This is a genomic window from Weissella hellenica (assembly GCF_005405545.1).
In the GTDB taxonomy this organism is placed as follows: domain Bacteria; phylum Bacillota; class Bacilli; order Lactobacillales; family Lactobacillaceae; genus Weissella; species Weissella hellenica.
The window spans coordinates 38,908-60,267 of record NZ_BJEG01000014.1; the positions used below are offsets into that span (position 1 = coordinate 38,908).

Genomic DNA, 21,360 nt, shown 5'->3' on the forward strand with positions numbered 1-21,360 from the left:
ATTATTAATCACAAAATCGGTGTTAATAATCTTGAGAAAAATTGCTTAAATCGTTTCCATGATGATTGTGCTGCAAAATACTCTGACGTTAAAAGCTGTGAATCCAGCAAATCCTCTTCAAAGATAGCTTCCATTTCTAATGCTACCCGTTCACTATACAAAAACGCATTAACTTCAAAATTCAGAGAAAATGAACGAATATCCATATTAGCACTACCAACTGAGACAATACGATTATCAATTACGATTGTTTTAGCATGTAAAAACCCTTTGTTATATGCGTAAACTTCGATTCCCTCATTAGCTAAAACACTTGCATAATATTCCGTTGCCCGATAAACAAACATATGATCAGGTTTTGATGGAATCATAATTCTAACATGTACGCCCGACTTAGCTGCAATTGCAAGCGAGTCCATAATTGCTTGATTCGGGATAAAGTAAGGTGATTGAATCGTAATACTTTCATGAGCCATTGAAATCATACGCAGGTACCCTTGATATATTTGATTCATATCTGAATCTGGACCTGAAGAAACAATTTGCATGGCAACATCGCCACCCGTATCATGTGACGGAAAATATTCCTCACCAAACTTCAATTTTTGGTATTTATTAGTGGCATTCCAGTCCATAAAGAAACGACTTTGCATAGCCAAGACAGCATCACCAACAACACGTAAATGCGTATCACGCCAATAACCAAATTTGTCTAAACGACCTAAATATTGATCACCGATATTAAAGCCCCCAATGTAACCAATATCACCATCAATAATGACTAACTTACGGTGATCGTGATTATTAACATGCAAAGACATAACTTGCCATTTTGGCATTAAAAATGCTTCTACATGGCCGCCTGCTTCACGCAATCGTTGATATAATTTGTTGTTTTTACCACCAGATCCCCAGCTATCATAAATAACACGAATCCGTACGCCTTCTTTAGCTTTTTCAGTCAACAAGTCAACAAATTCATTCCCTAACTTATCATCATAAATTGTATAATATTCAACGTTAATATGATGCTTAGCTGCTTTAATATCAATAAATAATTGCTCAAATTTTTCATGACCATCTGTTAAAATGTTTACTTCATTTTGATTCGAAAATATAGCTTGCTCATTTTGTAAAAATAAGCGAATAAACGCTTGTTCTTCCACATAACGTTCTGGATCAGATAGTGCGATCACTTCTTTTTGCTGATTATCAGCAATTTTATCAATACCTAAAACTTCTTGTGTTTGCATATTAAAAATATGATGCCCTGATAATTTCCGACCAAACAAAAAATAAATTAAAAATCCGATTCCAGGAAACAACAATAAAACAAGCATCCACGCCCAAATAGAAGTAATATCACGATAACGATCTCTAAATACCGTTAAAATAGCTGCAAAACTATTAACTACGAAGATGATTTCAATTAATATCATCAACCAATGTTCAGCCATAACCCATCTCCTTTTGAATGATAGTCTTTATTCTATCAGGTTTATATGCCAACAATATATCAAACATTAAAATTAAAAGGTTACTTTAATAAATTATGCTTTTTCAAATACAAATGTGCAACTTTATCAGCAGCCTTGTGTTGGACTGTGACTTGATAATTCATATTAATCATATCTTGATTTGTTATTTTATTATTTAAGCGTTCCAAACTTTTTTTGACACTTGGATATTTTTTCAAAATATCTCCCCGGACCAATGGAGCCCCTTGGAAAGGCGGAAAATACTTTTTATCATCAACTAAGGTTACTAATTTATCAGCTTTCAATTGTGGATCTGTTGTATAAGCATCCGTCACATCAATTTGACCATTAGCTAATGCATTATAACGTAAACTAGAGGACATACTTTTCACATCTTTAAACTGTAAGCCGTAAGCCTTTTTCATGCCTGGATAGGAATCTTTTAATTCATAAAAATCATGGTCAAATCCTGCTGTTAATTGTGATGACATTTTAGTTAAATCACTAGTTGTTTTTAGATGATATTTCTTAGCATCACTTTGTCGTACTGCCAATGCGTATGTATTTTGATAACGCATCGGCGCTAAATATTCTAAATCAGCTTGTTCGTGTAAGGCTGCCCTTGCATCAAGATAGGCTTGTTCTGGTTGGTGGCTGACAGTTTGTCCCTTTATAAGATTTTGTAAAACCGTGCCGGTAAATTCCGGGTAAATATCAACATCACCACTCTTAATCGCTTTATAAATAAATGTTGTGCCACCAAAATCAGGTTTCAACTGTACATCTAAACCTGCATTATCTGATTCAATTAATTCTTTATACATATTGATTAAAATTTCTGGTTCACCACCTAATTTACCAGCAATTGCTATGCGCCCTTTAGGCTGTGTTAATGCCTTACCAGTAAAATAACCACCAAGCAGTATAATTGCAACCCCCACTAAGATACCCATCTTTTTCAAAGATAATTTACCGATTATTTTAATTAACCATGAAAAAGCCAGCGCCAAAACAGCAGATAAAATTGCACCTAATAATAACTGGGCGTTATCGTTTGTCTGGATACCAATCATAATAAATGAACCTAATCCACCACCACCAATTAATGCGGCTAAAGTAGCTGTTCCGATAATCATAACCGTTGCAATGCGCAATCCTGATAAAATCAATGGCATGGCTAAAGGTAACTGAATTTTAAATAACTTAAAATATTTTGAAAAGCCGAAAGCTTCAGCTGCTTCCAATAAATTTGCATCAATTTGTGTTAATCCTGCATACGTATTTTGAAAAATTGGCATAATTGCATATAACACTAATGCTATAATGGCGGGAAATGTTCCAATACCAACAAAGGGAATTAAAACACCCAGCACAGCTAAACTAGGTATCGTTTGAATAATACCTGCAATTTGTAAAACAACTTCACCTGCTCGTCGATAATTCATTAAGGTGATTGCTAACGGAATTGCGATCACTGCCGCAATTAAGATGGCAGCCAAGGAAAGTAGTATATGTTCTTCTAGGGCTACAATAATGTCGTTTGCATGTGTCATCACAAAATGCAATAAATCATTTAACATTTTACGCTCCTTAATATTTGCTAATATACATTAATAAATGACGCTGATTAATGATATATTGTTGGTCAATAATAACACTATCTTGACTATACAGTTCAGCTGCTAGCTCTTGGAGAGTTTGTGTACTTTTTAGATGTGGTGCCTCAATAGACATATCAGCCGTAATTTTCTGTCCTAAGCCAGCTTCCAATAAGTCCTTAATTAACGTGATCCGTTGATTGTTAAATAATGATGATACCAACGCATTAGCCGGTTGGTTAATAATTGTTTGTGGCTTACCGACTTGTTGTAGCTCACCATTGACCAATACACCAATTTTTGATCCCAAGCGTAAGGCTTCTTGCATATCATGTGTCACAAAAACAATTGTTGGTTTAAATTCTTCATATAAAGATAGTATTAAATCTTGTAATTGTTTACGTGATAATGGGTCCAATGCACTAAAAGGCTCATCCATTAAAATAATTTCTGGTTTAGTAATCAGCGCACGGACAATTCCCACACGCTGTTGCTCCCCACCTGATAGTTCACTAGGCATGCGTGATCCGTATTGTTCATATGGCATACCAACTTTATGTAATAATGCTTTGACCAATTGCTGCCTTTTTTCACGTTTAACACCATTGGCTTCTAACAAAATACCAGCATTTTGACTAATCGTAAGATTTGGAAAGAGTGCAATATTTTGTAAGACATAACCAATATGTTGCCTTAAAACTACAGTACTAGCACTTGCTATATCTTTATTATCTATCAAAATTTTCCCATGAGTTTGCTGTGTTAATCGATTAATCATTTTAAGGATGGTTGTTTTACCACTACCACTTGGACCAACTAACACAAAAAACTCACCAGATGCAATCGTTAAATTAAGATGATTAACAACTTGTTTATTTTGATACATTTTAACAACATCCTCAAATACAATCATAGTTATATTCCTTTCATTTTATATGTTTTAACTCATTTCAATACTGCTTACCATAGTATATAAAAAAGACTGGGCAAATAAAACCCCAGTCTCAAATTGATTACAACAAACTAATTGCTTTTTTTAATTGTTTTACCTTAGCTGCAATATCTGCTGCTTGCATAATTTCACTAACAACGGCCACACCAACGACATTAGTACCTGTTAGGGTATCGATATTGTGTTCTTTAATACCACCAATTGCAAAAACTGGTATATTAACAGTTTCCGTAATCTCTTTTAGCGTTTGTTTACTTGTTGGCTTTGTAATAACTTTTGTCTGCGTTGGAAACATTGCCCCTGTTCCTAAATAATCAGCCCCTTGTTGTTCTGCTTCAATCGCACGTGCAACCGTTTTGGCTGATACACCCAAGATTTTATTTGGGCCCAATAATTTACGCACTACATCAACCGGTAATTCATCATCACCAATATGAGCGCCACTAGCATCAATTGCCAAGCAAATATCAATACGATCATCAATAATTAACGGTAAATGATACTCATCTGTTATGTTTTTAACCTTAACAGCCAGTTCATAGTACGCACGTGTCGTCAAATTTTTTTCACGTAATTGTACGAAGGTTACCCCATTTGCACATGCTATGTTAACGCGTTCCAAAAATGTTTCCTCATCCTCACCGTAGCGTGCTGTCACTAAATATAATTCTTTTGCCATTAATAGTCCCCTTTATTTGCTCCATCCAGTTTGGGTTTTTTTCACCCAATATTGATAATTGATTTAGGAATTGTTGTCTAAAATCAGCAATCCCTGTTGTTGGTGCAATCATTTTAGCTTGTTCACCAGCAATATTTAAATAACTAATGGCCAAAACAGCAGCAGTTTCGGGTACTTTTTGCTCACCTAATAAAGCCGCCAAAAGGGCCCCTAATACATCACCTGAACCGGTAAAACGATCTAATTCTAAAACACCATTCTCTAAAATCCAGACATTATTTTGTGCCACAATAATATCTTTTGCTCCCGTAGCAACATAAATTGAAGTAGTTGGTAATGTTTTAAGCGCAGTTATTAATTCTGTAAAAGCTGCCGGTGTTTGATCGATTAAATTGCCGTCTACACCACGACCGTTAGTCTTCAAACCTGCAATAGCCCGCATTTCTGAAATATTACCACGTACAATAGTTGGCTCATAATTCATAATAGCATGCGCTATATGCATCGCTGTACTAGCGCTTGCTACACCTACTACGTCTAAAACAAACGGTTTATCATGATAAGCCAGCTTACTTGCAGCCAACAAACTTTCTTCTTTAGCTAAGGATAAGCTACCCAAATTTAACAAGATACTATTTGTTTGTTTTGCCAAATCTGAAAAGGCACGAACATCTTCCGTCATTATTGGTTTTGCACCAACATAAAGTAATGCATTGGCAACCGTTTCAACGGAAATTGTATTCGTTATACAATGAACTAACGGGGCAGTAGTTAATGGTATTGTTACTTTTTGCATTATCGGATCACCCTTCTCCCATTAAACACTTGCATCATATCTTTAAACAAAGAAATTTTCTTAGCTTGTTGCCAGATTAACCAAGCAGCTACTGCCCCCATTAATGTTGCTCCTAAAAATCTTGGTGTATATAATAACCAATACAAATCTGTTTTTGTACCTGTAAATAATACCATTACCGGGTAAGAAACTAATGAGCCGATAATCCCTGTCCCAATAATCTCACCAATAATTGAACCATAAACATTTCGCGTTAGACGTGCACCAACACCCGCTAACAATGCACCGAAGACAGCCCCGGTTAGTGCCAATGGTGGAATGCCCATCAAAAGCATCCTAATAATACCACAGCATACAGCCATAATGGTTGCATATAATGGTCCCATTAAAACACCAGCTAAAATGTTAATAACACTAGACATGGGTGCCATACCTTCAATACGTAAAATAGGTGACAATACAACATCCAAAGCAATCATCATTGCTAAGTAAGTTATCTTTCTAACTTTTGAATTCATCTTAATTCTCCTAAAAACTTTTAAAGCCTATTAAATCAAAGCAACAAAAAAGACCTTTTTGCAATAAAAAATTACAAAAAAGCCTTTATAAATACAATTACTCATATTGGTATTTTCACAATTCCTACGCTTAAATAACTAAAACAGGTACGAAGGGTCTAGAGTAATACTCTTTCTCAGCCATAATCGGCTCCCCTTTGTGATTAATATTCTATTATATTACTATCATAACACAACAATCATCAAAATACTGGCTAATTCATGTGTTGATTAATAGCTTGTGTTATATATTCCCAAAATAAATTGCTAGCATTAGACTCATGCTCTTGTTTTAACCGCATAAAGCCGAAATTACTGGTCGTATTTAGTCGCACCTTGCGCTTAATAAGTTGATTGTCGTTACTAATATCAACACGCTTATCCATCACCAAAGCAATTCCCATACCATTCGAAACCATGTTCAATATTATATCAATGCGCTTTCCACGATAAGCAACAGCTGTTTTTAGCTGCTGGCCTTCAACCATCATACTAAGTTTATTAAATACTAATGATTCTTCACCCGACAACACCAAAATATCTTCCTGTAACATATCATTTATTGAGAGTACATTTTTAGCTGACAATGGATGATTCGCTGGTAACACAGCAACTAAATTATCTTGATCTGTCAACAACGTTTCAAGATTATTGTTTAATCCTGGCGTATATTGGCCAAAGATAATATCCGCTTGATTGTCTGATAATGAGTCAACCAGCACAAGATCTTTAGTTTCAGAAAAATGTAATGTGACTTCTGGAAAATTTTGATGAAAAGCACTCATCAATGCAAACCCTTCGTAATTTGAAAAAGCTGCCATCGTATGAATTGTTAAGACATTGTCCGACTCAATATTATGCTGATTTAAAGTTTGTTGTAATGCATCAAATTCATGAATAATTTTTTTAGCATACATTTCTGTAATACGGCCTGATTCAGTTAACGAAATACGGCGGTGTCCACGTATAAATAATTTTGTTTTTAATTCTTTTTCCAAGGCTAATATTTGTTTAGAAATATTCCCTTGTGTCGTATATAATCTTCTAGCTGTCTCAGAATAATTTTCTGTTTTAGCTAAGTCTAAAAACACATTAAGTTTATGAATATCCATAATAGGCTTCCTTATACATTACTATTTGGAATAGTTTATCACAATTATAGACTGTATGGCATTTCAATAATATTAAAAGTGTTTAAAATATCTTAATTTAAATTAGCATTCCTGTTTAAATCTATAATAAATAAACAAATTTATTCACGTTAAAAAAAGTAGTAAATCACCAAACTTGGTAACTTACTACTTTTTAAAATATGAGATATTTATTTTTCAGAAATAGCAGCAATTCCAGGCAAAGTCTTACCCTCTAAGTATTCCAATGAAGCACCACCACCGGTTGAAATATGGCTTAATTGGTCAGCAACACCTAATTGTTGTACAGCTGCGGTTGAATCACCACCACCAACAATGGTTGTTGCGCCCTTTTCAGTCACTTTAACAAGTTCTTCACCAATAGCTAATGTTCCTTTAGCAAAGTTTTCCATTTCAAATACACCCATAGGTCCATTCCAAACAACTGTCTTTGCATCCGCAAGAACTGACTTAAACAATTCAATTGACTTAGGACCAATATCTAGTCCCATGTACCCATCTTTAATATCGCCTTCAGCAACATATGACTCTGCATTGTTTGCAAAGTTATCAGCTGCAACAGCATCAACAGGCAACACTAGCTTATCGCCAGCATCAGCAATCAATTGCTTTGCCAGTTCAACCTTATCAGCTTCAAATAATGAATTACCAATTTTTTCACCTTTAGCGGCAGCGAAAGTATAAGCCATTCCACCACCAACAATAACCTTATCAGCTTTTGCTAATAGATTTTGGATAATTGTAATTTTATCAGAAACTTTTGCACCACCAATAATGGCAACAAATGGACGTTCTGGTTTTTCAACTGCACCACCTAAGAACTTAATTTCCTTTTCCATCAAGTACCCAGCTGCTGTTTGTTCAATATTAGCTGCAATACCTGCATTAGACGCATGTGAACGATGAGCTGTTCCAAATGCGTCATTTACAAATACATCACCCAATGAAGCCCAGTAAGCACCTAATTCAGGATCATTCTTTGACTCACGTTTAACTTCTTCACCATTAACAACATCGGCATAACGTGTGTTTTCAAAGATTAATACTTGACCATCTTCTAATTGGTTAATGGCCGCTTCTAGTTCAGGACCTTCAATTGCAGGAACAAAAGTTACAGGTTGACCCAGTAAATCAGCCAGGCGTTGTGCAACAGGCTTCATTGATAAACCTGGCTTATCATCTTCACTCTTAACACGACCTAAGTGTGAAAACAAAACTGCACGTCCACCTGCTGACAAAACATGCTTAATAGTTGGCAAGGCTGCTACAATACGATTATCATTAGCAACTTCTTGTTGACCATCAATCTCTTTTAGTGGAACGTTGAAGTCAACACGCATCAATACTTTTTTACCTTTTAACTCTAAGTCATCAACTGTTAATTTTGTCATAAAATCCCTCTTTTCTCTACTAAAAATAACTAAGAAATTTATATAAAAAACGGGTGGTTCAGACTATTACTAAACCACCCGTTTTCAATAATAGTTATCTCACTATTAAAGTGTTGCCAAGTGCAACAAAGTACGGATCATGTTTGAAGTGAAACCATACTCATTGTCATACCAAGCAGCAGTTTGTACTAATTGCTTATCACCAACAGTGATAACCTTAGTCAAAGTTGGATCAAACACAGCACCATGTGTGTCACCAATGATATCTGATGAAACAATTTCATCAGCATTGTATCCAAATGAATCATTTCCATACTTCTTAACAGCTTCATTAATTTCTTCAGCTGAAACAGTCTTTGACAACACCGTTGTCAATTCAGTAACTGAACCGTCAACAACACCAACACGTTGTGCATGACCATCCAACTTACCAGCAACTTCAGGAACAACCAAACCAATAGCCTTAGCAGCACCAGTTGAGTGAGGAATAGTATTTACAGAAGCAGCACGGTTTGAGCGCATCTTCTTACCCTTAGGACCATCCAAAATCATTTGAGTACCAGTGAAAGCGTGAACAGTAGTCATTAATCCAAGTTCAATACCAAATTCCTTGTCCAAGGCGTTTGCCAATGGTGCAAGTGATTGTGTAGTACATGAACCAGCAGATACAATGTTATCATCTGCAGTCAATGTATCTTGGTTAACACCGTACACAACTGTTGGAATGTTACCAGCAGGTGCTGAAACCAACACCTTCTTAGCACCAGCATCCAAGTGAGCTTGTGACTTTTCTGCTGAAGTGTAGAATCCTGTTGACTCCAAAACAACTTCAACACCATCGTTAGCAACCCACTTTAAGTCAGCTGCGTTACGCTCAGCGTATACACGGATCTTCTTACCGTCAACGATAATGCCCTCTTCATCAGCTGAAACTTCAGCTGCCAAAGTACCATGTGTTGAATCATACTTCAACAAGTATGCCAACATAGCAGGGTTTGTTAAATCGTTAATTGCAACAACTTCAATGTCATCTGCAGTATCCTTCAATTCAAGGATGCGACGAAATGCTAAACGACCAATACGGCCAAAACCGTTGATACCAATCTTAACAGTCATATTATTAAGATCCCTCCCAAAAAATTGTTTTTTTGTTACGTTCCTACATGATATATTATACGACTTTACTTATATTTTCGCAAACAAAGTAAACCTTTGAACTAATGTTTACTTTCCAAATTTATTTTCAAAAAAAATATATTAGATCGATTACAAAAAGCTTATTTAACAATATATTATTATGTTTACGAGCTGATTTAAGCTTCAAAATAAACACTCACAAGCAACAATTTCCTGAATCTTCTAGCTAGTTATATAACGATTATTTATCATTGATTAATAAAAAATTCACAATCTATTTTTCAAGCACAAGTCGGTGAGCTTCTTTATTATCTACTCCACCTAACCTGATCAATCCATATCGCATTAATAAATTTATTCCCCTAACATATCGGTGTAATTTTCCCATGAATAAATTTTCAAGTATAGTTACAATTGTTAATGCCACAATCCACAGACACATAAATATCCCCAAAACAATTAAAAACGCAATCATTGCATTACCCATAGCCACTCCTCCTGTTAGTTTAAACTTAACTAATATGTCTAATTAAAGTCCTAAGTGTCTTACCTTAGGAATAAACTAAGTATATATTAGATTAAAACTAAAATCAATAGTTTTATTAGGTTTAATTTAACAGTCCGTTATGCCGATATAAATCTACGGTTTCTTGCGCAAAATCTAAAGGGTAACCTAAGTACTCACATAACATCCAAGCTTCAAATGGCTGATTTTCGTATTCTTTTGCAATTGTTATCATCGTTTCTTCACCAGTCATATACTTAATAACCGCCTCACGAGCAACAACTTCATCGTTATGCGCTAAATTTGCATTGTAATCTAAATGATTTCCAATATCTGAAATCGCATGATGAAATTCTTCTACCAAAGTACGCGCCTTTTCAAAAATAGGTAGTGTTTTATCAATAAAGATATACGCTTTATCTTCCTTAAGATAGGCGACGCCATCTAATCCCGAATTTTCTTTTAAAGGCATTGTATCTAAAATAACTGGCGTCATCCCCAAATCTAATAAATCATTTTCCACTCTTATTAAGAGATTATCATAACTATCTGTTCCCATTCCGATCCTCATAATTAGCAATCAGGCCCTCAATATATGATTTAGCACGATCAATGACACGTGCTCGTTCTTCATCTGGTAAACCCGAAATATCTATTCCCCAATGTGCTGCCATTAATACTGGCTCATCTGTCATCATCGTTTTTGAAACTTGACTTGGTTCTTCAACAAGATCTGATTTTGCAATTTTAAAATATTCGGCCATCGCTTCGATCTTGTCAATTCTTGGATATGTTTTACCATTTGACCAATCCGAAATTGTTGCTGTTGATACGCCAATTATTTCGGCCAAATGTGCTGCCGTTATCTCATTTTGTTTAATATAACGTTTAATGTTTCGGCCCATCGTGGCCTTTCCTTCTGATGATGCCATTGTACTCACCTTTTCTGTTATTAATTTATACTATTATATTTTATATTATAAAGGTAAACTTAACCAACTGCAAGGTTTAACCTAACCACAGTTAGTTAAGCATTTTATTTCTATTGCTAATACGAATCTATTAGTTTATAATTATTATTTGTTGTGGACCTGTAGTGTAATGGATATCACGTTGGATTCCGGTTCCGGAGATGAGGGTTCGATTCCCCCCAGGTCCATATTGTAAGTGCTATAAACGTTGATTTAAGGGCATTTTAATTAATATTAGTGCCGAATTAGTGCCGAACTTATTAACTGACTAAATCTTTACTGATTTGGCCAGTTTTTAGTCCTCCGTGTTACATTTAAAAAGCATCGATATTTTGCTATCGATGCTTTTTAATTTGTTTCATAATTTAATGAATTATTTAATTAACGGCTTATTCAACCAGTGTACTTGCGCCCGTTTCATAATCAATTTTGACACCCTGTTGGACATTTGGGACAAACACATTAAACTGTAGTTGACCATCACTTGACTTAGCTTCCATGTGATTACCAGAAGGCACTAAATTATTACTACTATAAATCGGCGTTACGCGATAACGAACTCTTTTATTACTATCTAGCGCCCGACGAACCTGTGTCTCGTAATAATTTTGACCAGTGTTTTCTGCATTACCATTTGACGCTTGATTAGCCCAAGCAGTCTGTGTTGCTATATTTTGTGGATTTGCCTCAGATGGATCGAAAGCTTTAATATTACCTGCCAAAGCATAGCCGATTAAATGACCGCGATTGTACAAAGTGTGATAAGTTCCGCCAATCGTTACCTGCTGCCAGCCAACTGGATTAATTGTTTTTGAATTTCCCGTTTCATCTCTTGAACGATATTGGCGACTACTCTTGTTTAAGTAGGCATTCGCAACCCCTGGGCGACCTAGGCTATCTTGGACTGATAATTGCACATATGGTGCCACATTAACATTGGCATTTAAATCTGTTTTATCATCATCAATGATATATGAACCAGTGTTATTAAAGCTTACTTTATTCGCATTTAATTGTGCAACCACGTCACTCGTTAAAACAGTCTTGCTTAACGATTCACTTGGATATTTATCAGAAACAGCACCATAATTGATGCCATCTTTAAGATTAACTGTAGCCTGATTAATCTTATGACTTGATACGCTATTCTTACTTTCCGAAGGCTGTAGCTTATTATCAAGATCAGAAATAACGCCTGTCTGTTGCAAAATAGCGACGATAATAACCAATACAACGGTGCTAATTGATACTGTCTTTGTTCGTTGTTTTTTCTTGCGTGCCATATGAATCTCCTTTTTATAACCTGAATAAGTATATCACGTCATAAAAAGTTATTACGTCCTTCCTATTTTAATTCACTTAATTTTGAACAGGTTGATTGTTATACGTCAGAATCGTTAAACCATCCAAACTTAATTCCATACGTGCAATTGATCCATTTAATGGGCGCTCATGAACTTGAATTTTACCCTCTCCGTAACGATCAGCTAAAGAAATTAAAGTATTGCCATGACTAATTAACAAAACACTATCACCATCATCCAATATTGGATTATTTAAAATACGTTTAAAACCTTGATTTACGCGTCGCCAATATTCTTCACTATTTTCAGCATCATGCCACGGATCAGCTTCTTTTAATAAGTCTTTAGTTTTATCTACACCATATACATCAACAATTTCTTTATACGTTTTTAACCCCACCGAAGCTCCTGCGCTTGTCCACGCGACATCCATGTTAACGCCCTCAAAACTGCCATAAAATTCTTCACGAAAATTTGATGCTGTAATTAATTGTAAATGCTGTTTATTTTTATTACCATCAATAATTATTTTTGCTGTATCCATTGCCCTCGTGGTATCTGAACTATACGCTGCTTTCAAGTCCACATTAGATAAGGCTTGTGCAACCATCTGAGCATCTTTAATACCTTCTGCCATTAGTGGTGAATTACCCCATCCTTGTAATTTATTATAGCGATTAAAGTATGTCTTCCCATGACGAACAACATATAAATGCAACGTCTTCATAATGTTTCCCCCCTATACTTTGCAACAATCACTTTCGTTTACGTTCCATAATGCCTTTACGTCGCAATATTTGGTTGGCTTGTAAATGCTCTCTAAACAAACCAATGGCTTGTTTTGCTTTTCCACCAACAAATTCAAACGTTTTACCATCCGTTGTTTTTACAAAAAAGCCACGATAATAGAAATTTAAAATAATTTCCATGCTAATAGATTCCACATTACGCCATGGAATTTGAATGTATCCACCGCCAGTGTTAGCACGAAATTCCATTCCACGATCTCCATAAAATATTCGCCCTTGCTGAATGTTGACAGGTGACATCATGGCATTAGCATTACCTGTTAATGAAATATTTGAATTTAATCCTTGCACCATTTTATTTCTCCCATTTAATAAAAAAAGATGGGACAGCTTATCATTCACTGTCTCATCTTTTATTTTAACAAATTTATTTAAAATTAGTTTATTATGCCATGATACCAAAAGCATATGCCAAAATACCGACAAAGAACAAACCAAAGATAATCGTAATAGCTGATACACGCTTACGTAGTAACCACAATACAATAAACATCAACAATAATGGTGCCAAACCTGGCAATAATTGATCTAATGTATCTTGCAAAGTCGTTACTTGATAAGCTGTTAACGATTGACCGTTTTGAATTTTACCAACAACATCGGCAATCTTTGAGGCTGAAACATCACCACCATTAATCGCCGTTGCCAAACCTGGAATGTCTGCTGCGGCACCGTCTTGTACCTTAACCTTTGACATGACGATTGGGAAGTTCATCGTCGTCCAACGAGGAACCAACACTCCCATGATAAACATACCTAGAATTGAGGCACCAGTGGTAATTTTTTGCATGGCACCACCAGCCAAGTCTTGCGTAATGTTAGTTCCTTCACGGTATCCTAATTGTTGTGAATACCATAAGAACAACATACGAATAAGGTTCCAAACAACGAAGAAAATAATTGGACCCATAATTGAGCCACCTTGAGCCATACCAGCAGCAAAGGCCCCCAAAACAGGACGCATAGTTCCCCAAAAAATTGGGTCACCAACACCAGCCAAAGGTCCCATCATTCCAACCTTCACACCGTTGATGGCTTCATCGTTAATTTCTGCACCATTAGCACGTTGTTCTTCCATTGCTAATTGGACACCTAAAATAGGTGATGCAACATAAGGGTGCGTATTAAAGAATTCCAAGTGACGCTTTAAAGCGCTAGCTCGATCTTCTTTTGTTTTGTACAAACGACGAATACCAGGGATCATTGAAAATGCCCATCCGACGTTTTGCATACGTTCATAATTCCATGCAGCTTGCAAGAAAGTTGAACGCCACCAAGTATTAACAAGATCACCTTTAGTCAAGTGAACTTCATTCTTTGTTTCTTCACTCATGATGTACTTTCCTCCAAGCCTAGTAATTATTTAAAATGGTATCGATTGGATCGCCACCGTTTGAGCCGCTTCCTGAACCGCCCTTACCTGAACCACCATTAAATCGTGGTGATAATTGTAGGTAAATCAAAGCTAGCACAAGACCAATCATACCCATGGCAATCAAGTTCAACTCTGAAACTGCTGACAAAGCAAATCCCAAGAAGAAAAATGGCCAAAGTTCAGCAGTAGCCATCATATTAATAACCATTGCATATCCAACAACAACAATAAAGCCACCGGCTACAGCCAATCCCTTAGTAATCACGTCAGGAATTGCGTTCAATGCATCATTAACAGGACCAGCACCAACAGCCATGACGATAATAACAGGAATTGCAATACGCAATCCTTGTAGACTCAAGGCTGTCCAGTGAACTGTTTCAACCCCACGCAAACTTCCCTTTTCAGCTTGCTTATCAGCAACGTGAGCCAAAGCAACTGTCAATGTACGAACACCAATTGTCAAAACTTGACCAGCTACAGCTAAGGGAATAGCAATTGCCATACCAGTATCAACGCTAACTTGTGCTGGACCAGTAACCAAGTAAGCTGAAACAGCTGATGCTAAGGCAGCATCGGGTGCGACAGCAGCTCCAATGTTCATCCAACCTAACGCCAACATTTGTAATGTTCCACCAAGAATAATTCCTTCAGTCAAATGACCATTAGCTAACCCAATTAATGTGGCAGCTACTAATGGTTGGTGAAACTGAAATTGATCTAAAATCCCATCCATTCCTGCTAGGAATGCAAATAGAACTACGAAAAACGCTGAAATCATGCGTTATCCTCCCGAATAATTTTCTATAAAAAGTAATTATGACTTTTTCAATAAGTCAAAAACGTCCTTGCCTTGATCAGCAGGAACTTTTCGAACATCAAACGTAATACCATTATCACGTAGGTACTCTAAAGTTTTAATATCTTCTTCATCAACGGCAACTGCATTTGTTAGCATACGCTTACCTTCAGAATGAGACATTGAACCAATATTCACTTTGTCTAATTTAACGCCACTTTCAACTGCTTTGGCAACATCTTGTGGTGTTTCAAACAAAAGTAAAGCTTTAACAGTAGCAAAACGAGGGTCATCCCAAACATCAGCCAATTTTTGCACCGGCACAACATTAACCTTAACCCCTACTGGTGCAGCTTGTGTTAACAAAGTCTTACGTAGTTCATCCTTTGATACACTATCTGACACAACAATAATTCTATTTGGCGATACTGACTTAGTCCATGCTGTTGCAACTTGTCCGTGCAACAAACGTGAGTCAATTCGTGCTAGGCGAATGTCCATCGTTGCCGATCCAGTATGAATGACTTCATCCACATTGCCTGCCTCAACAACTGGCTCATCATCAGCACTTTTTGAAACTTCTACTGCTGCGTCCTTGGTTTCGGGTAGAGTTTTAACACCATCTCGTGCAACTGGCATCAAGTAACTTGCAATTTCAGCAGCTGTTTCCATTGTGAAACGAGCCCCATAAGCTTCTACTAACATTGGCAAATTTAGACCCGTAATAATGGCCATTCGGTCCTCCTGTACGGCTTGAATACGAGATGCAGCATTAAATGGTGAACCTCCCCATAAATCAACAAGGAACAAAACTTGTCCCTCCGGTTCAAATGTTGCTAAAGCATCTTCGAACTTCTTCATCAAATCTTCTGGACCTTCATTCGGCATAAATGTTACAACTTGAACATTTTCCTGTTCTCCAAAGATCATTTGACCAGATTGTCGGATACCCGCAGCAAATTCACCATGACTAGCAATAATGAAATTTACCATAATTGCCACGCTCCTTAATATATATATATTTAATTCAACGTACAAAAGTTTTGTACGTCTTTTATTATAAACTATATTGTATGTCCTTGTAAACGGTTGCAGTAATGCCTTTTGTTGTACTTTAGAAATCGGGACAGTTATTTTTTTTAGTCCTTTTTTTTTGGTTAGAAAATACCTGAAAATGATATAATACTTTGATAGTCTTTTGGAGGTATCAAACATGCCCAGGCAACTTAAACAGTCATCTAAACTTGTTATGACTTACACATTTTTATTTTTTATTTTAGCAATATGTATATTTGCACCTTATTATTTCACCAATACATCATTAATTTGGCAATCTGATGGAATTGCCCAACATTATCCCGCCTTAGTACAATGGCAATCTGATCTTAAAAACATTATTTTTAATCATAAATTCCCAATTAATTGGTCTTGGCAATTAGGTCTTGGTAATGATTACTACCAAACTTTTTCTTACTACACCTTAGGTGACATCTTCACATATGGTACTGCTTTTATTTCAGAAAAGCATTTATTAACTTACTATAATGTAATGATTATTATTAGATTATATTTTGCCGGTTTAGCTTGCTTAATGTTTATCCAACATTGGTTTAAACCATCCCACACTTGGCAATATCAAGTAGCCGCATTAACATATGTTTTTTCTGGATACACTGCTTTTTCTGCTTTTGAGCATCCTTTTTTTATTAATCCATTGATCATTTTTCCATTACTTATTTGGTCAATGCATTATGCATTGACTAAAAATAAATACTCTCCTCTTATTTTGATGGCTTTTTGGACGATTTGGAATAATTTTTATTTTGCTTTTATGTTAATAATTGGTCTTATTGTATTCTGGATAGGCTATCATTATCAGCACAAAACTTGGCTAGCCTGGCAATCGCATCTCAAAATTCTTGTGGCAGGAATCATTGCCCTTATGCTAGCAGCACCATTATTTTTCCCTAGTGTTGATGCCGTGTTAAATTCGGCCCGTACGAACTCTGGGCTAGCCAATGGCTTAACAATTTACCCACTGTATTATTATTTGGCATTACCTGGTAATTTAATTGCTAACCTCACTACTCCGTCATTTTGGTTGACTGGTGGTTTTAGTGCTATTAGTGTTATGGTCATTATTTTTTCACTACGTCGCTGGCACCGTTATCAATTATTCAATATTTTATGGATTATTACCTTTTTAGGATGCTGTACGCCTTTATTTGCAGCAATTTTAAATGGTGGTTCATCTCCATCTAATCGTTGGCTATTTATGTTATCCTTACCAATTAGTGTCATGCTTTTTCAAATGCTTGAGCACCTATCAGAATTAACACTTCATGATTATCTATCATTTTTCATAATTGGTATTGTTGCCACTATTTCATTACTTATCACCAGTAACTTCAACTTGAATATGCAGTTCGGTATGATTATTGCTATTTATTTTGTCACATTAATTATGTTGTGGTTTAGCCAATCCGTATCCGGATTTAGACCAGTATGGTTAGTTATTTTAGTATTGATCAATATTTTTTTCATAACCGCCAGAAATCATACGAATAATACTAACCCTGCTAAAACGGATTTATTATCAAATGATACTGTAAAACAATTACTAGCACAGCAAAAAGAATATCCTAAGAATAAACCAGGCTCATTCACAAGATCTTATGTAGATAATCAACTAAATAACATGACTGGTATTGCACCTGCGACAAATTTACCCATCAATGGTCCATTAAATAATATCGAAAGTTATTGGTCATTACAAAATGGTGCCGTTGGCGAAGGGCTAGCTTCCTTAAATATTAGCACTGCTAACCCAAACGACATCACTGGTAATTTAGATTCTAGAAACGTGCTTAGTAACCTATTGGGTGTGGCCGATAGATTTGAAAATCCAGGTACATTAACACCTAATTCTTATATTGCTGACAATAATAAAACGATTAATGGTCAAACAATAACTCACTCTGATAATGCATATCCATTGTTGTATTTAACAAATAATAATATCAATCGACAATTTTACAATAAATTAACTGCGACACAAAAAGAAGCTGTTCTAGCTGATAGTATCGTTACACGTACTGGCAAACAACACACTTCTACCTTTGCCAATTCTGTCGTTACTGGTAATATCCGTACTGATTTAACTAAAAATCCGACACAAACTATTCATATGACTTATACAACTCATCCTGAATTATTACCAGCCGGTTTTTATTTGAGTCCATCTAAAGCGTTAAAAGGCACTGAATTACATTTAGAAATTTCTAATATCCAATTCAAGCCATTTACTTTTAAGCAACAACAAAAAGCCGCCTTAGCTAATTATCAATATATGTATAAACAAAACAAACAAAATCCACAAACATTAATTGATCGTCAATATAATAAACAGGCTTACACATGGAATTGGTATAAAAAGCACATTAGTTCAATTGGAAATGGCATTAGTGGTTATACATTAACTGCCACCTACAATGATTTTACAAATTCATTTAAACAAACTGGACAAGCCAATTTATCATTTTATAATCCATTAAAAGAAGTTACTCTTAATCTGGGTCAAGCGGCTAAAACAAGTCAAGAAACATTCATACCACTAACTTTTAGCAAAGCTGGTCGTTATAGTTTTGATGTCCAAATTAAAGGTATTCCGACAGACAAAAGGTTTGATAAAGTTGCTAGAGAAGTAATTAATCGATCACCAGCTTATAAGTTAACCGGTAATCACATTAAAACCCATCTTAACGTTAATAAGGCGCAAATACTAGCAACAACTATACCTTATAGTCAAGGTTGGACAATAAATGGTAATCATAAAATAATTAAACTAGATAGTGGTTTCATTGGCGTACCACTTAAGGTTGGTCAAAATAATATTAAGCTAACTTATCGTACGCCCGGTCTGACCTTTGCAAAATATATTTGCCTATTTGGTTTCATTATTTTATTAATCGTGTTGGTATGCCAACTACGGAAACATCCAAAATTTATAAATTGACAATTAATTTAAAAGATTTGTTGATAAACATTAACCCCCGCAAGTTAGAAAATAGTCTAACTTACGGGGGTTAATTATATTTGTAAAAATTTTAAATATTAATCCTTGTATCGTACACAATTCAATTATTAAAGCTAATATAATCCCAAAAACAATATATATTACTATGTTTACTTTTCTAGTTATAAGCAAGTTAAACAAAAACTGGTCGTAAATATGCCAGTTCATTCAAGAAATTTTGAATTAAAGTTCCAGGCGGTTACGCACCTTATTTGATTAAAATTTATCAAGTTTAAACCATTCTTCTATTGTTATCCATTGACTATTTTGATTATTTTGGATTTTATAAGCTGTAATATCATAAAGTGTTTTACGATCTCCATCTAATGGTGACCAATAAGTTTCATCAGCACGATGAATAACCTCCCAATGAAAATATGTTTTATCATCATTATTTTCATCACGCACTAATATACCATTTACTAATGTTATATTTTTTTCACCAATTTGTGGTGCATCGACACCAAAATCTAACATTAACTGTTGATGATTATCGCTTGTAATTGGCTCTTTTGCCATACGTTATACCTCCACTAATATTTTAGCAGTCTAATAAATATTATTGTATCATGACATCTAAAATGGCCAAGACGCAATTATCACAAAGCTAATAATAAGCAGCATAATCAAAAGTATTTTTATTTTATTTTGTACTAAAATTGCTGCATATTCACGTAATAAAGCTGAAGGTAAAAAGTAATATGACGTTGGTGCCCCTGCACCGTGCGCCTTCAACTTAGCCATATCAGCATATGTCGTGCTTCGTAAAACGTGATAATTATTCGTTGTAAACAATACATTGGGTTTGCGTGTTTTATCAGACCAATCATTATCAATTTTAATTTTAGAATACTTCATATTTTCATAGGTTGTAGTTGATTTATCTTCTATAATAATTTGGCTATCTGGAATATTCTGTGATCGTAAATACTTCGCCATCGCAAATGCTTCACTGACCGGTTCATCTGGTCCTTGTCCGCCACTAACAACGAATTTTGCCTTTGGGTTATCCTTAAGATACATTAGGCCTTTATCTAATCGGCTTTTTAATAAAGGTGTAACTTCTTCTGAACGAATACCTGCGCCTAATACGATGATATAATCAATATTCTTTTTATATGGCACCATTTGATTTATAACTGAATATATTAAGTAACAGATAAACAAAGATACAAAAAATACATCAATCAATAAAAACGACTCAACTATTATCGCCCAATATATATTTTTAGAAAACAAATCAATCTGTAGCATAAACAATAGCACGCCAAATATAACAAAAATGTTAAGGCCAAAAGCTGCTGATAATTTTGCTACTAAACTACGCCCTTCTTTTAGATACATAATCCTAGTATTACGTACTAAAAAGATGCAACCCATAATAATTAAAAGCGGTATTAAAATATAAAATACAAACAATATCGCAATTGATAAAAAGTTATTTTCAACGTTAAGCTGATTTATAAAAGTTAATGATGCAATTAATGTCATAAACAGGAAAACATCCGCAAAAATTAAACTCCAAAAAACTTTCTTTTGCCAATGTAAAATTAGCATTATTATAAAAATAACAATCAGTGATATGACATAAATATTCATTGATATTCTCCCGTATTTTATTTTATATATTGCACATTATACACAATTTATATATTTTATTATACAAAAAACGAGAAAACTTATATAAGTTTTCTCGTTTTTTAATTATGCCGTCGATGGGGGTCGAACCCATACTCCCTTGCGAGAACTGGATTTTGAGTCCAGCGCGTCTGCCAATTCCGCC

21 protein-coding genes, 2 tRNA genes and 1 riboswitch are annotated in these 21,360 nt (G+C 35.2%); of the genes, 2 read left to right on the top strand and 21 right to left on the bottom strand.

All coding sequences use genetic code 11. The features are described 5' to 3' along the window. Positions 1 to 8 precede the first annotated feature (8 nt). The 12 genes from cls to FFM61_RS07625 form a co-directional block, all read right to left on the bottom strand. Positions 9 to 1,457 (bottom strand): cardiolipin synthase, encoded by a 1,449-nt coding sequence (cls, locus tag FFM61_RS07570; RefSeq protein WP_074427939.1) that lies wholly within the window; start codon positions 1,455 to 1,457, stop codon positions 9 to 11. An 80-nt stretch (positions 1,458 to 1,537) separates the two neighbouring features. Beyond that, positions 1,538 to 3,058, bottom strand: coding sequence for an ABC transporter permease/substrate-binding protein (locus FFM61_RS07575; protein WP_074427940.1), 1,521 nt, complete (start codon positions 3,056 to 3,058; stop codon positions 1,538 to 1,540). Between the two features lie 10 nt (positions 3,059 to 3,068). Beyond that, complete coding sequence (locus tag FFM61_RS07580; protein ID WP_074427941.1) at positions 3,069 to 3,989, bottom strand: ATP-binding cassette domain-containing protein; 921 nt, start codon at positions 3,987 to 3,989, stop codon at positions 3,069 to 3,071. Positions 3,990 to 4,089: 100 nt separating this feature from the next. Beyond that, entirely contained in the window at positions 4,090 to 4,707 is a 618-nt protein-coding gene (gene thiE / locus FFM61_RS07585; protein ID WP_074427942.1) for a thiamine phosphate synthase, read from the bottom strand. Beyond that, on the bottom strand, positions 4,667 to 5,503 hold the full coding sequence (gene thiM, locus FFM61_RS07590; protein WP_074427943.1) for a hydroxyethylthiazole kinase: 837 nt from the start codon (positions 5,501 to 5,503) through the stop codon (positions 4,667 to 4,669). Before thiM ends, thiE begins: the two co-directional genes overlap by 41 nt. Then, positions 5,503 to 6,021 carry an energy coupling factor transporter S component ThiW gene (gene thiW, locus FFM61_RS07595; RefSeq protein ID WP_074427944.1) on the bottom strand — a complete coding sequence of 173 codons (519 nt, stop codon included), beginning with the start codon at positions 6,019 to 6,021 and terminating at the stop codon, positions 5,503 to 5,505. The genes thiM and thiW overlap by 1 nt, the downstream gene beginning before the upstream one ends. A 104-nt stretch (positions 6,022 to 6,125) precedes the next feature. After that, positions 6,126 to 6,228: riboswitch (TPP riboswitch) on the bottom strand. 47 nt (positions 6,229 to 6,275) lie between these two features. Beyond that, on the bottom strand, positions 6,276 to 7,172 hold the full coding sequence (locus FFM61_RS07600) for a LysR family transcriptional regulator (RefSeq protein ID WP_074427945.1): 897 nt from the start codon (positions 7,170 to 7,172) through the stop codon (positions 6,276 to 6,278). 209 nt (positions 7,173 to 7,381) lie between these two features. Then, a complete protein-coding gene (locus FFM61_RS07605) occupies positions 7,382 to 8,602 on the bottom strand; it encodes a phosphoglycerate kinase (protein WP_074427946.1) in 1,221 nt (406 codons plus the stop codon). Positions 8,603 to 8,707: 105 nt separating this feature from the next. Continuing rightward, positions 8,708 to 9,718, bottom strand: a complete 1,011-nt coding sequence (gap, locus tag FFM61_RS07610) for a type I glyceraldehyde-3-phosphate dehydrogenase (protein WP_074427947.1) — start codon at positions 9,716 to 9,718, stop codon at positions 8,708 to 8,710. Positions 9,719 to 10,013: 295 nt separating this feature from the next. Beyond that, the gene (locus tag FFM61_RS07615) at positions 10,014 to 10,226 is read right to left on the bottom strand and encodes a hypothetical protein (protein WP_074427948.1); all 213 of its coding nucleotides are present in this window, start codon (positions 10,224 to 10,226) and stop codon (positions 10,014 to 10,016) included. A 121-nt stretch (positions 10,227 to 10,347) separates the two neighbouring features. Next, positions 10,348 to 10,803 carry a hypothetical protein gene (locus FFM61_RS07620; RefSeq protein ID WP_074427949.1) on the bottom strand — a complete coding sequence of 152 codons (456 nt, stop codon included), beginning with the start codon at positions 10,801 to 10,803 and terminating at the stop codon, positions 10,348 to 10,350. Continuing rightward, positions 10,790 to 11,176 carry a helix-turn-helix transcriptional regulator gene (locus FFM61_RS07625; protein WP_042492733.1) on the bottom strand — a complete coding sequence of 129 codons (387 nt, stop codon included), beginning with the start codon at positions 11,174 to 11,176 and terminating at the stop codon, positions 10,790 to 10,792. Before FFM61_RS07625 ends, FFM61_RS07620 begins: the two co-directional genes overlap by 14 nt. Before the next feature lie 155 nt (positions 11,177 to 11,331). Here FFM61_RS07625 and FFM61_RS07630 point away from each other — a divergent pair. Continuing rightward, positions 11,332 to 11,403: transfer RNA gene (locus FFM61_RS07630), tRNA-Arg, on the top strand. Positions 11,404 to 11,604: 201 nt separating this feature from the next. Here FFM61_RS07630 and FFM61_RS07635 read toward each other — a convergent pair. From FFM61_RS07635 to FFM61_RS07660, 6 genes are all read right to left on the bottom strand, one after another. Beyond that, positions 11,605 to 12,498 carry a DNA/RNA non-specific endonuclease gene (locus FFM61_RS07635; protein ID WP_074427950.1) on the bottom strand — a complete coding sequence of 298 codons (894 nt, stop codon included), beginning with the start codon at positions 12,496 to 12,498 and terminating at the stop codon, positions 11,605 to 11,607. Positions 12,499 to 12,574: 76 nt separating this feature from the next. After that, positions 12,575 to 13,246, bottom strand: coding sequence for a histidine phosphatase family protein (locus FFM61_RS07640; RefSeq protein ID WP_074427951.1), 672 nt, complete (start codon positions 13,244 to 13,246; stop codon positions 12,575 to 12,577). A 28-nt stretch (positions 13,247 to 13,274) separates the two neighbouring features. Then, positions 13,275 to 13,622 carry a DUF956 family protein gene (locus FFM61_RS07645; RefSeq protein WP_074427952.1) on the bottom strand — a complete coding sequence of 116 codons (348 nt, stop codon included), beginning with the start codon at positions 13,620 to 13,622 and terminating at the stop codon, positions 13,275 to 13,277. A 91-nt stretch (positions 13,623 to 13,713) separates the two neighbouring features. After that, positions 13,714 to 14,661 (bottom strand): PTS system mannose/fructose/sorbose family transporter subunit IID, encoded by a 948-nt coding sequence (locus FFM61_RS07650; protein ID WP_074427953.1) that lies wholly within the window; start codon positions 14,659 to 14,661, stop codon positions 13,714 to 13,716. A gap of 19 nt (positions 14,662 to 14,680) precedes the next feature. Next, complete coding sequence (locus FFM61_RS07655; protein ID WP_074427954.1) at positions 14,681 to 15,484, bottom strand: PTS mannose/fructose/sorbose transporter subunit IIC; 804 nt, start codon at positions 15,482 to 15,484, stop codon at positions 14,681 to 14,683. 36 nt (positions 15,485 to 15,520) lie between these two features. Further along, positions 15,521 to 16,495 carry a mannose/fructose/sorbose PTS transporter subunit IIB gene (locus tag FFM61_RS07660; RefSeq protein WP_074427955.1) on the bottom strand — a complete coding sequence of 325 codons (975 nt, stop codon included), beginning with the start codon at positions 16,493 to 16,495 and terminating at the stop codon, positions 15,521 to 15,523. Positions 16,496 to 16,715: 220 nt separating this feature from the next. Between FFM61_RS07660 and FFM61_RS07665 the strand changes: the two genes are divergently transcribed. Continuing rightward, positions 16,716 to 19,517 (top strand): YfhO family protein, encoded by a 2,802-nt coding sequence (locus FFM61_RS07665; protein ID WP_074427956.1) that lies wholly within the window; start codon positions 16,716 to 16,718, stop codon positions 19,515 to 19,517. A 276-nt stretch (positions 19,518 to 19,793) separates the two neighbouring features. Here the strand turns inward: FFM61_RS07665 and FFM61_RS07670 are convergent, their stop codons facing one another. From FFM61_RS07670 to FFM61_RS08990, 3 genes are all read right to left on the bottom strand, one after another. After that, positions 19,794 to 20,096, bottom strand: a complete 303-nt coding sequence (locus FFM61_RS07670; protein WP_074427957.1) for a hypothetical protein — start codon at positions 20,094 to 20,096, stop codon at positions 19,794 to 19,796. Between the two features lie 57 nt (positions 20,097 to 20,153). Next, positions 20,154 to 21,068, bottom strand: a complete 915-nt coding sequence (locus FFM61_RS07675; protein ID WP_240005992.1) for a YdcF family protein — start codon at positions 21,066 to 21,068, stop codon at positions 20,154 to 20,156. Between the two features lie 219 nt (positions 21,069 to 21,287). Then, positions 21,288 to 21,360, bottom strand: a tRNA-Leu gene (locus tag FFM61_RS08990).

Coding starts and splice junctions, on each gene's coding strand:
- FFM61_RS07665 (WP_074427956.1), top strand. CDS start 16,716: ATGCCCAGGCAACTTAAACAGTCATCTAAACTTGTTATGACTTACACA.
- thiE (WP_074427942.1), bottom strand. CDS start 4,707: ATGGCAAAAGAATTATATTTAGTGACAGCACGCTACGGTGAGGATGAG.
- FFM61_RS07605 (WP_074427946.1), bottom strand. CDS start 8,602: ATGACAAAATTAACAGTTGATGACTTAGAGTTAAAAGGTAAAAAAGTA.
- FFM61_RS07670 (WP_074427957.1), bottom strand. CDS start 20,096: ATGGCAAAAGAGCCAATTACAAGCGATAATCATCAACAGTTAATGTTA.
- FFM61_RS07655 (WP_074427954.1), bottom strand. CDS start 15,484: ATGATTTCAGCGTTTTTCGTAGTTCTATTTGCATTCCTAGCAGGAATG.
- FFM61_RS07645 (WP_074427952.1), bottom strand. CDS start 13,622: ATGGTGCAAGGATTAAATTCAAATATTTCATTAACAGGTAATGCTAAT.
- FFM61_RS07600 (WP_074427945.1), bottom strand. CDS start 7,172: ATGGATATTCATAAACTTAATGTGTTTTTAGACTTAGCTAAAACAGAA.
- FFM61_RS07640 (WP_074427951.1), bottom strand. CDS start 13,246: ATGAAGACGTTGCATTTATATGTTGTTCGTCATGGGAAGACATACTTT.
- gap (WP_074427947.1), bottom strand. CDS start 9,718: ATGACTGTTAAGATTGGTATCAACGGTTTTGGCCGTATTGGTCGTTTA.
- thiM (WP_074427943.1), bottom strand. CDS start 5,503: ATGCAAAAAGTAACAATACCATTAACTACTGCCCCGTTAGTTCATTGT.
- FFM61_RS07675 (WP_240005992.1), bottom strand. CDS start 21,068: ATGACATTAATTGCATCATTAACTTTTATAAATCAGCTTAACGTTGAA.
- FFM61_RS07650 (WP_074427953.1), bottom strand. CDS start 14,661: ATGAGTGAAGAAACAAAGAATGAAGTTCACTTGACTAAAGGTGATCTT.
- FFM61_RS07660 (WP_074427955.1), bottom strand. CDS start 16,495: ATGGTAAATTTCATTATTGCTAGTCATGGTGAATTTGCTGCGGGTATC.
- thiW (WP_074427944.1), bottom strand. CDS start 6,021: ATGAATTCAAAAGTTAGAAAGATAACTTACTTAGCAATGATGATTGCT.
- FFM61_RS07580 (WP_074427941.1), bottom strand. CDS start 3,989: ATGATTGTATTTGAGGATGTTGTTAAAATGTATCAAAATAAACAAGTT.
- cls (WP_074427939.1), bottom strand. CDS start 1,457: ATGGCTGAACATTGGTTGATGATATTAATTGAAATCATCTTCGTAGTT.
- FFM61_RS07620 (WP_074427949.1), bottom strand. CDS start 10,803: ATGGGAACAGATAGTTATGATAATCTCTTAATAAGAGTGGAAAATGAT.
- FFM61_RS07635 (WP_074427950.1), bottom strand. CDS start 12,498: ATGGCACGCAAGAAAAAACAACGAACAAAGACAGTATCAATTAGCACC.
- FFM61_RS07575 (WP_074427940.1), bottom strand. CDS start 3,058: ATGTTAAATGATTTATTGCATTTTGTGATGACACATGCAAACGACATT.
- FFM61_RS07625 (WP_042492733.1), bottom strand. CDS start 11,176: ATGGCATCATCAGAAGGAAAGGCCACGATGGGCCGAAACATTAAACGT.
- FFM61_RS07615 (WP_074427948.1), bottom strand. CDS start 10,226: ATGGGTAATGCAATGATTGCGTTTTTAATTGTTTTGGGGATATTTATG.